We start from the raw sequence: 13,075 nt of genomic DNA, 5'->3' as shown, positions 1-13,075 counted from the left end.
ACCGCGCCGCCGCGGCATTTTTTGCACCACCCGCAGCCCCATTCGCCGCCGCGCGGGGCTGCCATTATTGACTCATGCTGCACAGGCACAATAGAGGGAAGGGCCGGATGCATGGGGCATCCGGGATGATCACGCGGCACCCCGATAGCTGACAGAACTGCCGCCGATGGAGAACACAAATGTCTGATGTGCGCGAAGAAGCTCTGAAGAGCAAAGCCTGGCCGTTTGAAGAAGCCCGCCGGGTTCTCAAACGTTATGCCAAGGGCGCGCCGGAAAAGGGCTATGTGCTGTTCGAAACCGGCTATGGCCCCTCCGGCCTGCCGCATATCGGCACCTTCGGCGAGGTCGCCCGCACCACCATGATCAAGAAGGCGTTCGAGACCATCTCGGATATCCCGGCCAAGCTGATCTGCTTCTCCGACGATCTGGACGGCATGCGCAAGGTGCCCGGCAACGTCCCCAACCAGGAGGCGCTGGCAGAGCACCTGCAAAAGCCGCTCACCTCGGTGCCGGACCCGTTCGGCACGCATGAGAGCTTTGGCCACCACAACAACGCCATGCTGCGCCGGTTCCTCGATACCTTCGGGTTCGAATATGAGTTCTACTCGGCCACCGAATTCTATGGCTCCGGCCAGTTCGACGAGATCCTGAAGCGCGCCGTCGAGAAATACGACGACATCATGGCGATCATGCTGAAGTCCCTGCGTGAGGAGCGCCGCCAGACCTATTCGATCTTCCTGCCGATCCACCCGGACACCGGCCGTGTCCTCTATGTGCCGATGAAGAATGTGGACGCGGAAAACTACACCATCACCTTCGACGACGAGGACGGCAAGGAATGGACCCTGCCGGTCACCGGCGGCAATGTGAAGCTGCAGTGGAAGCCGGACTTTGGCGCCCGCTGGGCCGCGCTGGAAGTCGATTTCGAGATGTACGGCAAGGACCATTCCACCAACACGCCGATCTACGACGGCATCTGCCGGGTGCTGGGCCAGCGCGCGCCGGAGCATTTCACCTATGAGCTGTTCCTGGATGCCAACGGCCAGAAGATCTCCAAATCCTCCGGCAACGGCATCTCGATCGACGAATGGCTGACCTACGCCTCGACCGAGAGCCTGGCGTATTTCATGTACCAGAAGCCCAAGACCGCCAAGCGGATGCATTTCGACGTGATCCCCAAGGCGGTGGACGAATACCACCAGCAGCTGCGCGCCTACCACACACAGGACCTGAAGGCTCAGCTGAACAACCCGGTGTGGCATATCCACGGCGGCGACGTTCCGCAGTCCGACATGGTGGTGCCGTTCTCGATGCTGCTGAACCTGGCCTCTGCCTCCAGCGCCGAGGACAAGGCAACCATGTGGGGCTTCATCAACAAATACGCCCCCAACGCCACCCCCGACACCCATCCGGGCATGGACCAGGCGGCGGGCTTTGCGGTCGCCTATTTCAACGACTTCGTGAAGCCGGCCAAGGAATTCCGCCTGCCCACCGATCAGGAGCGCGCAGCACTCAGCGATCTGGCAGACGCGCTGAAATCACCGGAGGCCGCACTGGCTGCGATTGCCAAGAAGAACGAGATCGCAGGCAACGACGACCCGCTGCCCGAGGCCAACTTCGCGGATGAGGAATTCCTGCAGTCGGTGGTCTTTGCCATCGGCAAGATCCACGGGTTTGAACCGCTGCGTGCCTGGTTCTCGGCGATCTACGAAGTGCTGCTGGGCGCCTCCCAGGGCCCGCGTTTCGGCGGTTTCATCGCGCTTTACGGTGTCGAGGACACCATCGCGCTGATCGAGAAGGCATTGGCGGGCGAGCTGGCCTGAGCCTGAACAAGTTTCCGCAATTGAAGGGCGCGGTCTTCCGCGCCCTTCTTCGTTTTCAGCCTTGCTGATCACATCAGGCTGCGGCGCTGCGCCGGGCAACAAAATTACCAAACCGCAAAAAATATTTTGACGCAGCGTCACTCTGTCCTAACATTAAGCAACGGACCGGGAGGGACAGATGCGCAGTGTTCTGTTTGCGGGGGTAAGTGTTTTTCTTCTGACCTTTCCGGCCATAGCGCAAAGAGAGCCGGTCACTGCCGTGATCGGCTCTCAGTTTGAGGCCTTCCTGAACAATGATGCTGAGACGGCGTTCACCTACGCCTCCCCGAATATCCGGCGGATTTTCGGCACGCCCGAGCGGTTTGGCGAAATGGTGCAGCAAGGCTATCCGATGGTCTGGCGCCCGGCTGAGGTGCGCTATCTGGATCTGCGCGAAGTGGCCGGCAGCCTGTGGCAGCGGGTCATGATCACTGATCAAAGCGGCGCCGTGCACCTGTTGGATTACCAAATGGTTAATCTGGAAAGCGGCTGGAAAATCAATGCTGTACACCTTCTGAAAGGGCAGGCTGACAGCGTCTGAACCCAGGGCAGCGTACGCACTGCTGGGCGGAATTTAATGCCCTTTCTGTACTTCCTTTTCCCCGAACGCGAGATGCGCAGCAGGAAAGGAAGCTTCCATGAACAAGGCAATCACCGACGGTCTGCAGCTGATGCCCCCCGCCTTTGCGGAAGGTCTCAATGTCTGGTCCAGCGGCGACGGCACACCGGGGTCTGACACCTATGACGGCGCTGCCAATGCGGTCTTTGTGGCGGCGGATGGCGATTTCGGCGGCTGCCTGGAAATGCAGAAGACCGGGAACACCCAGAAGCTGCGCTTCATGGGCCAGACACCGCTGGAGCCGGGCTGTTATCTGCAGATCAGGATCCGAATCAAGGCCATGAGCGGCGCGCTGCCTTCGGTCCGGGTTGCGGGCTGGGCGGCGGCGGCAGGCGGCAGCCACATCAGCGGCGTCACTGAATTTGCGCCGCAGGCGTCGCTCAGCACCTATGGCCAGGTGGTGGAGGTGACCGGCATCGTCGGCAGCGGCAGCCGCGGCGGCGTGGACATGCCCTGGGGCCGCGATGCGGCTTACGGCCATTTCGGCCTCGACCTCACCGGCCCCAACGGCGGCGTGGTGCGGATTGATGACATTGAGATCACCGACATCACCAGCGCCTTCCTGCGCGATATGCTGAGCGTGGTGGACGTCACCGATTATGGCGCAGTGGGCAACGGCAGTTTTGACTGCACCGCAGCGTTTGAGGCCGCCGACGCTGCCGCCGACGGCCGCCGCATTCTGGTGCCTGCGGGGGAGTTCTATCTGGCCAGCACCGTGTCGCTGAACCACCAGGCGGTGTTCGAGGGCACGGTCGGGATGCCGGACAGCGCCATGCTGCTGCTGACCCGGAACTTTGATTTCCCCTCCTACGCCGCGGCCTTCGGGGATGAGGGGCTGGGTTTCAGGAAAGCTTTCCAGGCACTGCTGAACAACTCCGACCATGAATCGCTGGACCTGATGGGCCGCAAGATCACCGTCAGCGCCCCCATCGATATGGCGGCGGCAGTGCCCAACAAGACCACCTATGCCACCCGCCGCATCATCCGCAATGGCCAGATCGAGGCCGCGGACAGCGCCGCCTGGGACACGCAGGTGGTCACGTCGCAGGCCAGCTACAGCGCCTCGGATGCCAAGAAACTGACCAATGTCGCGAATATCGCCAATATCGCCGTCGGCTCCCTGGTCGAAGGCGCGGGCGTGGGGCGCGAGGTCTATGTCAGGTCCAAGAACACCGGCGCGGGGGAGCTGACCCTCAGCGCCCCGCTCTATGATGCCGAGGGCACCCAGACCTTCACCTTCCGCAACTTCAAGTACCTGGTGGATTTCAGCGGCTTCAGCGCGCTCAGCAAGTTCGGGCTTCAGGATATCGAGTTCCAGTGCAACGGCCGCTGCAGCGCTGTGCGGCTGGCGCCGTCGGGTTCGGTGAATACTTTTGACAGCTGTTTCATCTCCCGCCCCAAGGACCGCGGCATCACCTCCATCGGCACCGGCTGCCAGGGCGTTCTGATCGACAATTGCCAGTTCCTGTCGAATGAGGACGCGCTGGATGTGCCGGACCGCGTCAGCATCGGCCTCAACGTCAATGGCAATGACGCCAAGCTGCGCGGCAACCGCGCCACGCGGTTCCGCCATTTCGCGGTGCTGGGCGGCAGCTACAACACGGTGGCCGGCAACCACTTCTTTCAGGGCGACGCTGTTGCAAACGGGGTGCGCACCGCCGGGCTGGTGCTGACCTTCAACAACTGCACCTCCACCGTGTCGGATAATTACATCGACAACTGTTTCATCGAATGGACCAACGAGCGCGACACAACGCCGGATTTTGACGGCGGTTTCTCTTTCAGCGCCTTGTCCATCACCGCCAATGTGTTCCTGTCCGGCGATGTGGCGCCCTGGTTCAGCTACATTGTCATCAAGCCCTACGGCAGTGGTAATTTCCTGAATGGCGTCTCTGTGACCGGCAACAAGTTCCGCTCCCTCAATGGCACCATCGACCGCGCGGAAAGGGTCGATACCAGCTTTGCCGATCTGGATTTCAGCCGCTCCAAACACGTCGATTTCAGCGGCAACATGTACCACAACGTTCTGATCCAGTCGGCAAACCCGCTGCGGCGGGTGCATGATCAGGCCTCGGCCGCCTCCACCTGGACCGTTGCCGCCGGCGGTGAGCTGCCGTTCCAGGGGCACGCGCGGTTTGTCGACAGCGTGGTGCCGCTGGGGGCGTTGCAATCCAGCGGCAACAGCACCCGCTACATCACCCCCTATGCAGAGGTTTCGCAGGGGGCGAACAATGACAACGTCAATCTGCGCTGGCCTGAGGCAGTCAAGGGTGAGGTGCAGGTGCTGATGCGGATGGACAGCGGGTCCTGACGCGGTGGCCCTAATCGCCCGGCAGCAGATCAGCGGCGGCAAGGCGGAACGCCTTGCCGAAGCCGCCGTTCAGATGCGCCGCCGTGACAGTGAAGCGGACAAAGCTGAAATCGGCAAACTGCAGGTACAGTTTGGCCTTGGGCTGATGCGCCAGATAGGCCGCGGCAAGGGTTTCATGGTCCGGGTTTTCACGCGGCACAAACGCCGCCTCCGCCAGCAGGCTGAGGCGCGGATGGGTCAGCGCATCGCCCTTGCTGCCCGGCTCCCCCACCATCAGCGAACATGCCGGATGCTGCCGCAGCGCCTGCGTGTGCTGCGCCAGGTCCGAGATCAGGCTGACGGGATGCCCGCCCGGGTCCAGACCAAAGGCCACCCGCGTCACCAGCGGCTGGCCGCCCTCCAGCAGCACGCCAAGCGCGGCGAACCGGGCCCCGGTCATCAGGCCGCGGGCCAGCTCGCGGGCGTCGTCATCGGTGGGGCGGATCACATCGGCCATGGCGCACTTTCTGTCTGGGTCTTCCTGTCCGGGCCAGGGGGTTCAGAATTTCTGCCACAGCCCCAGCTTCAGGCCAAGGCTGCCTTCGCCCGCGCTGCGGTGCTCCACCCCCACAACCAGCTCGCGCCCGGAGCGCAAGGGATAGCGCAGCGACGGTGTCAGCGTATAGGAGAACACCCCGCCATCCGGTTTGGAGGTCTCGATCTGCAGCATCGGGGCAGGTTTGCCGGGGCGGTTCAGCCCCAGGGTGGCGTCCAGTTTCCAGACCGCCGCCAGCCCGTTGTTGCGCAGCTCATAGGCGGCGTCGACGGCCAGCCAGCCGCTGGCGGTACCGGTGTTGAAGCTGCGGCCATAGGACAGGGTGGCCTTCTGCATCATCATCCACACTCCGCGGTCGTGATTGCCGCCAAAGGCGGCCTCTGCCGCCAGCCGGTAGCGCCCTCCCTCGCGCAGCGGCAGCCGGGCAAAGACCAGCGCATGGCCGGACAGGTCGCCGGTCTGGTTCAGATCCACCCCCAGCGTCAGCTTGGGCGTGATGCCAATGGCGCCGTAATAGTTCAGCTCATGCTGCGCGCCGCTGGCGGTCTGCCGGTAGCTGGCGCTGGCCGCTGCAAAGCCCTGGCCCGGTGTCTCAAGCCAAGCGCCGCCATCCGCCGGCGGGGCCAGCAGCACGGCAAGACAGGCGGCATAGGCAGGTCTCATCCCGAAGCCTCATTGCGACTGCTTCAAGGGTTCGGGTTTATGGTTAAGGTTGTATTAACCATGTTGAAAGCGACTAGGAGGCGTTCCGTAAAAAATGTCGTGCGCTTTCTGCGCGAACGGGCGTAGGCTGGGATCACGTCAACGGAGGAGCCAATGCCGAAAATAGCAAAAACCGCGGACATCCAGACCGTTATCACCACATTTGAGATGACGCCGGGCACCTGCCAGGACCTGCTGGAGGCGCTTGAGGACGCCTATTCCGAGTTCATCTCCAAGCAGCCGGGCTTCATTGCGGCCGGCCTGCATGTGAATGATGCGCAGACCCGGATCGCCAACTACTCGCAATGGCGCCGCCGCGAGGATTTCATGGCAATGCTGCGCAGCCCGGAGATGCGCGAGCGCAACCGCAAGATCAACGAGCTGTGCCGCAGCTTCGAGCCGGTCATGTATGACGTCGCTGAGGTTTTCGGGGCCTGAGCCCCGGCTGCCTCAAATGAACCGGCGCAGGGTCATCAGACCGGAGCGGATGATGACCTTGGCCGAATCCACCACAGTGGCGATACGCTCGTAATGCTCCTTGATCGGCCCTTGGGAGCGCAACAGGATCGTCACCGCATCAGCCCGGGCGCGCCGGAAGGCCTCAGCCGCCGGGCTCAGCCCTTCGGGCTTGATTGCCTTGAACGTCTTTCCGCCGCTGCGCAGGGAAGCTGCCGATCTGTCCCGGTACTGCTTGAGCGCCGCATTCAGGGTGCTTTCCACCATCTTCAGCGCCTTGCGCCCGTCCTTGTAATCCGGGTAGCGGCTCAGCTCTGATGCGGCGCGGCGGTAGAACTGCCGGTAGCAGTCGATCTGATAGGCAGGGGGCAGCTGGCGGCAGGTGCCATTGCCGCTGGTCAGCACCTTCACCGCCTTGGCGGTGACGCTGTCCGACATCGCGATGGTGTAGCTGCCCTGCGGTGCCTGCGGGCTGGCGGACGCGGGCAGGGCCAGCGCCACCGCGAGAAAGCCTGCGGCAAGAGATTTGAAAATCATCCGGGTACCTTTCAATCAATGCCCCGGCGCGAAACCGGGGCAGGGGCCTCATCCGGAACCATAGGCGGGCGGCGGCGTTTGGCACAAGACAAGAGCAGTCGCGCCCCCGCCTGCACGCTGCAGATGATCCCCGTCAACGCACCGGGCGGCAAAAGGGTGTAGACTGGCAAAGAAGGGAGAACTGCCATGTATCATAATATTCTGGTTCCGGTCTCATTTGACCCTGAACGCGACACCACCGGGCCGCTGAAGGTGGCGCGGCTGTTGTCCGCGCCGAACGCCAAGGTGACGCTGCTGCACGTGATCGAAGAAGTGCCGGCCTATGCGATTTCCTATATCCCTGCGGATTTCATGGAGGGCACCCGCACGGCGCTGCAGGCAGAGCTGGACGGTCTGGCCAAGACCCTGCCCAATGCCGAAGGCGTGCTGGTGGAGGGGCATTCCGGCCGCACCATCCTGGACTGGGCGGAGCAGAACCAGCCGGACCTGATCATCCTCGCCTCGCACCGGCCGTCGATGCAGGACCTGATCTGGGGGTCGACCTCAGGCCACGTGGTGCGCCACGCGGCCTGTGCCGTGCATGTGGTGCGCTGACGCTAGGCCGGAACCGCCGCTTTCAGCAGGCTCCAGGCCAGCCGGATCATGCCGCCGGGCAGCAGGGCGGAGCGCAACAGAACCTTGTTCGAATTCACGGCCTCTGCGATGCGGGCATAGTGCACCTGCTTGTTCGCCGGTGAGCGCAGCAGGATGGTTTCGGCTTTTTTCATCGCCGACTCCGCCTGCCGCTTGATCTGCGGCACCGCTTCCGGTTTCACCGCGCGGTAAAGGTTCAGCCCCTTGCGCTTGACCGGCTGGGCCGGGTCCAGGTTCTGCTTGACGGACCGCGTCAGGGTTTCCTCCACCAGCACCAGCGCCTTGTAGGCCTCGGCATAGGCCTGGTTGCTGCTCAGCTTCTGGGCCGCCAGCTTGTAGGTGTGGCGGTAGCAGTCGAACTTGTAGACCCGGGGCAGGGTGCCGCAGCGTTCGAACCCGCTGACCAGGGTTTTCACAACCGCCTTTGTGGCCTTGGAGCTGAGGCCGCTGCGATGGCCGCCGCCAGTGTCCATGCCCATATCCCTGCCGCCGCCGCCGCCGCCGCCTTCACCGGCCAGGGCGGGCACGCAGGACAGGATCAGGGCCAGAAGCCCGGCGAGGATGGTCTTGCTGCTCATGTAAGCCTCCTTGATTTGGCCCCAGCTTACCACGCGTCAGCTGTCTGGAAACGGGCGGAAAGCCGCAAATTGCGGGTTTTTGCGCCAGCTTTGCCTTGCAGGAGGCCAAAGCGGCTCCCACGTGAAAGGCTGGAGTTGTGCAAGGAGACGCGAATGCAGTGCCCGATTGACGGAACCGAACTTGTGATGTCCGACCGCGCCGGGGTCGAGATCGACTATTGCCCGCGCTGCCGCGGCGTGTGGCTGGACCGGGGCGAACTGGACAAGATCATCGAACGGTCGGCACAGCCGGTGCAGCCCGCGCCGCAGCCGCAGCGCTATGACGACCGCGGCCGCGATCATGAGCCGCGCTACGAGAAGAAATACTACAAGAAGAAAAAGAAGAATTTCCTGGAAGATCTCTTCGATTTCTGAGGGCCGGTTGCGCCGCCCCGGTTGCACGGGGGCGGCAGGCCGGAAATGTCAGTGCCGGGTCAATGCATGGTGCAGAAGGACCCGTGTTTGGCGTCCTTCATCAGGGTGTCGAAATCGGCGCCCTTCATCTCCACCAGCGTTTTGTGGTCGCCGGCCTCGAACCAGACCTTGTCGAGCCCGGTGAGGCTGTCGTCGATCACCGTGGGCACCATATAGGCTGCGCCGACGCAAGGCGCCGCGCCGGGGTCGCAGTCATCAAAGACCTGATCCAGTTCAATTTCCGGCGCCAGCCCGAGGCGGCGGTCGACCATCGACTGCAGCTTGTGCAGATCGACCTTCTGGTCAGAGGGGATCACCGCCAGGAAGGGGCCTTCCTCCATGTGAATGAGCACCGATTTGGCCAGATGGCCGCCCGGCACATGGGCGGCTTCGGCGCATTCGGACGCGGTGGCGGTATAGGGGTGGCGGACGGTGGCAAAGGGCAAGCCCTGTGCCTCCAGATGATGTTTCAGGCGTGAGGCAATCATCGAAGGGTCCTCCTGTCTGGGGCGGGACCCCGGCGGCGCGTGGCGCAGGTCCTGGCCGCCGCGGGAGCCTGCTGGCTCACTGATCTGGCGGCGGCATCAGCCCTAGGCGCAGCAAGCGGCAATCCGGGGCGCGCGCAGGTTTAAGGTGCCTGACAGTCTGCGCCCGAAGGGGTGAGTCGGGCAAGGGGGGCGGCAAGGCCGGGCGGCAAGCCGCGGAAATCTCTTGGGAACCCTTTGCGCCCCTGGGCCGTTATCCCTGCGACGCACCGCTGTGGTGCCAGGTAATCGAGAGGGATTAAAGCATGAAGACCGGATCTGCCGTTGCCATTGGAGCTGCCGCCGTTATCGCCATTGCCGCCGCTTTCTACATGATCGACGTCGATCAGACCGAAGAGGCCCGCCTGCCGGACGTGGATGTGAGCGTCGAGGGCGGCAACCTGCCGGAATTCGATGCCGAGGTCGGGTCGGTCGAGCTGACCGAGGAATCCGCCACCGTGAAGGTGCCGGATGTCGACGTGGAGATGAAAGACGCCGAGATCACCGTGCCCGGCATAAAAGTGACCCCGCCCGAAGATGCCGGCACCGAGACCGCCGCCGACAACTGATTTAAGATTTGTGGTGAAGAGTGGTCCCCCCTCCGGAATTTCCGGAGGGGTTTTTTGTGGTTTGGGCCTGGGGAACCGTGGCCCGGGTGCGGGTGTGAATGAAAGGAGGTTTCGCTGCGAAATCTTGTTTATTTATAAATGGTTAATGGGTTTTCGTTGGTTTTACGAAAGTAGTTGTTTAGTGCAGTTGTAAGCAGCGTCCGTCCACCCCCCTCCGACGCGCCAAAGGTACGATGTCAAGGGGAGGGGTCGGCTTAGTGCGCTTTTGCGTTTTTCTGAGCCAGGAAAGCTGCCACGTCGGCAGCATTCTCCGCCGGGTTATCAATCTGCGAAAACGCTTTCCGGATGATCCCGTTTTCTATGATCAGCGTGATCCGGGTCAAAAGCGTCATCCCGCCTGCTTCGAACAGATGAAGCCCAAGCTTCTCTGCCAGTTCCAGTTTTTCGTCAGAGAGGATGGGAAACGGCAGGGCCAGGCGTTCTGCCATTTCCCTCTGGTAGGCGGAATCCTGTGTGGACAGCCCGTAAACACCGCAGGCGCCTGCATTCAGAATCGCATCGTAGTGCTCGGCAAATCCTTTGGATTGGGGCGTACAGCCGCGTGCGCCGGGAATTTGATCCCACCCTTCGATCGGCGGCTCGTTCGGCGGGCTGGTACGCGGATAAGCGTAAACGACTGCCGTTCCCTTGATGGATGCCAAGTTGACGGGGGAGCCATCGGTTGCCATCAGTGTGACGTCCGGCACGGGCTTTCCGGTAAGCGCTTCAACATATTCGTTTGTTGCCATGAATGTATCCTTACAGCTAATGGGAGAGTGGGTACCGGGATCTCCCGCTTCGGGCAATTTTTTTGGAAAAATGCTTCAACCCCTTAGTCGTCAGGCAAGTATTTGAACTTTAAATGAGATTGTTTTTCAAGGCGGCCTTGTTTTGCGGATCTTGAAGGATCTGCAAGAAAATTGCGGTAATAAGCACCCGGTTTTGGGTGCAGAGACAGGAGTGGGCCTCCGCCGAGTTTACCAGCGAAGCCCATACCAGCGGCGCCACGTTGCCCGCCCTAGGAAAACTTCTTCTGCGACTTGCCCCGGTATGCCCTTGTCCCGGCCTTCCCAGCCGTTGAACGGCCCCGCGATTTGACGGCGGCCTCTGACGCCGCCTCCACCGCCGATTGCCGGGCCAGCGGGTCATCGGAGATGGCGAGGTCGACTGCCTCCAGCCGCTTGATCTCGTCGCGCAGGCGGGCGGCTTCTTCGAACTCCAGGTTCTCCGCAGCCTTGCGCATCTCGTCGCGCAACCCGTTCAGATGCGCCTCCAGGTTGGCGCCGTGCATCGGTTTATCAATCTGGGCGGTGACGCGGTTCATGTCCACATCGCCCTCGTAAAGGCCGGCCAGCACGTCCTCGACGTTTTTCTTGACCGTCTCGGGTGTGATGCCGTGCTCGAGGTTGTAGGCGACCTGCTTTTCGCGGCGGCGGTTGGTCTCGCCCAGGGCGCGCTCCATCGAGCCGGTGATCTTGTCGGCATACATGATGACGCGGCCGTCGGCGTTGCGGGCGGCGCGGCCGATGGTCTGGATCAGCGAGGTCTCGGAGCGCAGGAAGCCTTCCTTGTCGGCGTCCAGAATGGCGACGAGGCCGCATTCGGGGATGTCGAGCCCCTCGCGCAGGAGGTTGATGCCAATGAGCACGTCGAAGGCGCCGAGGCGCAGGTCGCGCAGGATCTCGATCCGCTCCAGCGTGTCGATGTCGGAGTGCATGTAGCGGACCTTGATGCCCTGTTCGTGCAGGTACTCCGTCAGGTCCTCGGCCATGCGTTTGGTGAGGGTGGTGACCAGGGTGCGGAAGCCGTTGGCGGTGACTTTGCGGATTTCGTCCAGGAGGTCGTCCACCTGCATGCCGACGGGGCGGATTTCGACCTCCGGGTCCAGGAGGCCGGTGGGGCGGATCACCTGTTCGGTGAAGACGCCGCCGGACTGGTCCAGCTCCCAGCCTGCGGGGGTGGCGGAGACAAAGACCGACTGCGGGCGCATGGCGTCCCATTCCTCGAACTTGAGGGGTCTGTTGTCCATGCAGGAGGGCAGGCGGAAGCCGTGTTCCGCAAGGGTGAACTTGCGCCGGTGGTCGCCGCGGTACATGCCGCCGATCTGTGGGACGGAGACGTGGCTTTCGTCGGCAAAGACGATGGCGTTGTCGGGGATGAATTCAAACAGGGTCGGGGGCGGCTCGCCCGGGGCGCGGCCGGTCAGGTAGCGGGAGTAGTTCTCGATGCCGTTGCAGTGGCCGGTCGCCTCCAGCATTTCGAGGTCGAAGTTGGTGCGCTGCTCCAGCCGCTGCGCCTCCAGCAGTTTGCCGTCGTTCACCAGCTGGTCGAGGCGCTGTTTCAGCTCGGCCTTGATGGAGATGACGGCCTGGTTCAGCGTCGGCTTGGGCGTCACGTAGTGGGAGTTCGCATAGACGCGAATCTGGTCGAAGGAGCCGGTCTTTTCGCCGGTGAGCGGGTCAAACTCGGTGATCGCTTCCAGCTCCTCGCCGAAGAAGGAGAGTTTCCAGGCGCGGTCCTCCAGGTGGGCGGGGAAGATTTCCAGCGTGTCGCCGCGGACCCGGAAGGAGCCGCGCTGGAAGGCCTGGTCGTTGCGCTTGTACTGCTGGGCGACCAGATCGGCCATGATCTGACGCTGATCGTACATTTCGCCTGCCTTCAGGTCCTGGGTCATGGCGGAGTAGGTTTCGACCGAGCCGATGCCGTAGATGCAGCTGACAGAGGCGATGATGATGACGTCGTCGCGTTCTAGCAGGGCCCGAGTGGCGGAGTGGCGCATCCGGTCGATCTGCTCGTTGATCTGGCTTTCCTTCTCAATATACGTGTCCGAGCGCGGCACATAGGCCTCCGGCTGGTAGTAGTCGTAGAAGGAGACGAAGTATTCGACCGAGTTCTCCGGGAAGAAGCCCTTGAATTCGCCGTACAATTGCGCCGCCAGCGTTTTGTTCGGGGCGAGGATGATCGCGGGGCGCTGGGTTTCCTCGATCACCTTGGCCATGGTGAAAGTCTTGCCGGTGCCGGTGGCGCCCAAGAGGACCTGGTTGCGCTCGCCCTCCAGCACGCCCTGGGACAGTTCCCTGATCGCGGTGGGCTGATCGCCGGCCGGATCGAAGGTGGTGTTCATGACAAACTGCTTGCCGCCCTCCAGCTTGGGCCGCTGCTGCGGCGCGCGCTGGGTCATCATCGGAATGGTCTTGTCGGAATGGGCATAGGGCATCAGGCGACTCCGTTGGCGGCTGGCGCCGATTTTGGTCTGT

Annotated in this window: 14 protein-coding genes; 7 read left to right on the top strand and 7 right to left on the bottom strand. The window is 62.7% G+C overall.

What is annotated here, in order from left to right; genetic code table 11:
* The first annotated feature begins 179 nt into the window (after window positions 1-179).
* From A9D60_RS11785 to A9D60_RS11775, 3 genes are all read left to right on the top strand, one after another.
* On the top strand, window positions 180-1,823 hold the full coding sequence (locus A9D60_RS11785; RefSeq protein ID WP_065267788.1) for a lysine--tRNA ligase: 1,644 nt from the start codon (window positions 180-182) through the stop codon (window positions 1,821-1,823).
* 178 nt (window positions 1,824-2,001) lie between these two features.
* On the top strand, window positions 2,002-2,403 hold the full coding sequence (locus A9D60_RS11780) for a DUF4864 domain-containing protein (RefSeq protein ID WP_065267787.1): 402 nt from the start codon (window positions 2,002-2,004) through the stop codon (window positions 2,401-2,403).
* 97 nt (window positions 2,404-2,500) lie between these two features.
* Window positions 2,501-4,792 (top strand): glycosyl hydrolase family 28-related protein, encoded by a 2,292-nt coding sequence (locus tag A9D60_RS11775; protein ID WP_065267786.1) that lies wholly within the window; start codon window positions 2,501-2,503, stop codon window positions 4,790-4,792.
* Between the two features lie 10 nt (window positions 4,793-4,802).
* Here A9D60_RS11775 and A9D60_RS11770 read toward each other — a convergent pair whose 3' ends face one another.
* Window positions 4,803-5,288, bottom strand: coding sequence for a HugZ family pyridoxamine 5'-phosphate oxidase (locus tag A9D60_RS11770; protein WP_065267785.1), 486 nt, complete (start codon window positions 5,286-5,288; stop codon window positions 4,803-4,805).
* A 42-nt stretch (window positions 5,289-5,330) separates the two neighbouring features.
* Window positions 5,331-5,990, bottom strand: a complete 660-nt coding sequence (locus A9D60_RS11765) for a hypothetical protein (RefSeq protein ID WP_083194173.1) — start codon at window positions 5,988-5,990, stop codon at window positions 5,331-5,333.
* A 153-nt stretch (window positions 5,991-6,143) separates the two neighbouring features.
* Here A9D60_RS11765 and A9D60_RS11760 point away from each other — a divergent pair, with 153 nt between their 5' ends.
* On the top strand, window positions 6,144-6,467 hold the full coding sequence (locus A9D60_RS11760) for an antibiotic biosynthesis monooxygenase family protein (protein WP_065267784.1): 324 nt from the start codon (window positions 6,144-6,146) through the stop codon (window positions 6,465-6,467).
* A 12-nt stretch (window positions 6,468-6,479) separates the two neighbouring features.
* Here A9D60_RS11760 and A9D60_RS11755 read toward each other — a convergent pair whose 3' ends face one another.
* On the bottom strand, window positions 6,480-7,022 hold the full coding sequence (locus A9D60_RS11755; RefSeq protein WP_065267783.1) for a hypothetical protein: 543 nt from the start codon (window positions 7,020-7,022) through the stop codon (window positions 6,480-6,482).
* A gap of 186 nt (window positions 7,023-7,208) precedes the next feature.
* Here A9D60_RS11755 and A9D60_RS11750 point away from each other — a divergent pair, with 186 nt between their 5' ends.
* The gene (locus A9D60_RS11750) at window positions 7,209-7,616 is read left to right on the top strand and encodes a universal stress protein (RefSeq protein WP_065267782.1); all 408 of its coding nucleotides are present in this window, start codon (window positions 7,209-7,211) and stop codon (window positions 7,614-7,616) included.
* 2 nt (window positions 7,617-7,618) lie between these two features.
* Here the strand turns inward: A9D60_RS11750 and A9D60_RS11745 are convergent, their stop codons facing one another.
* Window positions 7,619-8,233 carry a hypothetical protein gene (locus A9D60_RS11745; protein WP_065267781.1) on the bottom strand — a complete coding sequence of 205 codons (615 nt, stop codon included), beginning with the start codon at window positions 8,231-8,233 and terminating at the stop codon, window positions 7,619-7,621.
* A gap of 153 nt (window positions 8,234-8,386) precedes the next feature.
* On the opposite strand from A9D60_RS11745, the gene A9D60_RS11740 reads away from it, so the two are divergent.
* A complete protein-coding gene (locus A9D60_RS11740) occupies window positions 8,387-8,647 on the top strand; it encodes a TFIIB-type zinc ribbon-containing protein (RefSeq protein ID WP_065267780.1) in 261 nt (86 codons plus the stop codon).
* A 59-nt stretch (window positions 8,648-8,706) separates the two neighbouring features.
* Here A9D60_RS11740 and A9D60_RS11735 read toward each other — a convergent pair whose 3' ends face one another.
* Window positions 8,707-9,174 (bottom strand): aminoacyl-tRNA deacylase, encoded by a 468-nt coding sequence (locus tag A9D60_RS11735; RefSeq protein WP_065267779.1) that lies wholly within the window; start codon window positions 9,172-9,174, stop codon window positions 8,707-8,709.
* Window positions 9,175-9,476: 302 nt separating this feature from the next.
* Between A9D60_RS11735 and A9D60_RS11730 the strand changes: the two genes are divergently transcribed.
* Window positions 9,477-9,779, top strand: coding sequence for a hypothetical protein (locus tag A9D60_RS11730; protein ID WP_065267778.1), 303 nt, complete (start codon window positions 9,477-9,479; stop codon window positions 9,777-9,779).
* Between the two features lie 254 nt (window positions 9,780-10,033).
* On the opposite strand, the gene A9D60_RS11725 is transcribed toward A9D60_RS11730, so the two are convergent.
* Both A9D60_RS11725 and uvrB read right to left on the bottom strand, forming a co-directional pair.
* On the bottom strand, window positions 10,034-10,567 hold the full coding sequence (locus tag A9D60_RS11725; RefSeq protein WP_065267777.1) for a peroxiredoxin: 534 nt from the start codon (window positions 10,565-10,567) through the stop codon (window positions 10,034-10,036).
* 269 nt (window positions 10,568-10,836) lie between these two features.
* Window positions 10,837-13,035, bottom strand: a complete 2,199-nt coding sequence (gene uvrB / locus A9D60_RS11720; RefSeq protein ID WP_065267776.1) for an excinuclease ABC subunit UvrB — start codon at window positions 13,033-13,035, stop codon at window positions 10,837-10,839.
* Window positions 13,036-13,075: the final 40 nt, after the last annotated feature.

This window comes from Leisingera sp. JC1 (assembly GCF_001679925.1).
GTDB lineage: Bacteria > Pseudomonadota > Alphaproteobacteria > Rhodobacterales > Rhodobacteraceae > Leisingera.
The sequence above is the reverse complement of the archived record's forward strand: the minus strand, read 5'-3'. Positions and strand labels throughout refer to the sequence as shown.

Bases quoted from the DNA above. Each gene is read 5' to 3' on its own strand.
- A9D60_RS11735 (WP_065267779.1), bottom strand. From the start codon at position 9,174: ATGATTGCCTCACGCCTGAAACATCATCTGGAGGCACAGGGCTTGCCC.
- A9D60_RS11730 (WP_065267778.1), top strand. From the start codon at position 9,477: ATGAAGACCGGATCTGCCGTTGCCATTGGAGCTGCCGCCGTTATCGCC.
- A9D60_RS11775 (WP_065267786.1), top strand. From the start codon at position 2,501: ATGAACAAGGCAATCACCGACGGTCTGCAGCTGATGCCCCCCGCCTTT.
- A9D60_RS11765 (WP_083194173.1), bottom strand. From the start codon at position 5,990: ATGAGACCTGCCTATGCCGCCTGTCTTGCCGTGCTGCTGGCCCCGCCG.
- uvrB (WP_065267776.1), bottom strand. From the start codon at position 13,035: ATGCCCTATGCCCATTCCGACAAGACCATTCCGATGATGACCCAGCGC.
- A9D60_RS11785 (WP_065267788.1), top strand. From the start codon at position 180: ATGTCTGATGTGCGCGAAGAAGCTCTGAAGAGCAAAGCCTGGCCGTTT.
- A9D60_RS11770 (WP_065267785.1), bottom strand. From the start codon at position 5,288: ATGGCCGATGTGATCCGCCCCACCGATGACGACGCCCGCGAGCTGGCC.
- A9D60_RS11780 (WP_065267787.1), top strand. From the start codon at position 2,002: ATGCGCAGTGTTCTGTTTGCGGGGGTAAGTGTTTTTCTTCTGACCTTT.
- A9D60_RS11725 (WP_065267777.1), bottom strand. From the start codon at position 10,567: ATGGCAACAAACGAATATGTTGAAGCGCTTACCGGAAAGCCCGTGCCG.
- A9D60_RS11745 (WP_065267781.1), bottom strand. From the start codon at position 8,233: ATGAGCAGCAAGACCATCCTCGCCGGGCTTCTGGCCCTGATCCTGTCC.
- A9D60_RS11750 (WP_065267782.1), top strand. From the start codon at position 7,209: ATGTATCATAATATTCTGGTTCCGGTCTCATTTGACCCTGAACGCGAC.
- A9D60_RS11740 (WP_065267780.1), top strand. From the start codon at position 8,387: ATGCAGTGCCCGATTGACGGAACCGAACTTGTGATGTCCGACCGCGCC.
- A9D60_RS11755 (WP_065267783.1), bottom strand. From the start codon at position 7,022: ATGATTTTCAAATCTCTTGCCGCAGGCTTTCTCGCGGTGGCGCTGGCC.
- A9D60_RS11760 (WP_065267784.1), top strand. From the start codon at position 6,144: ATGCCGAAAATAGCAAAAACCGCGGACATCCAGACCGTTATCACCACA.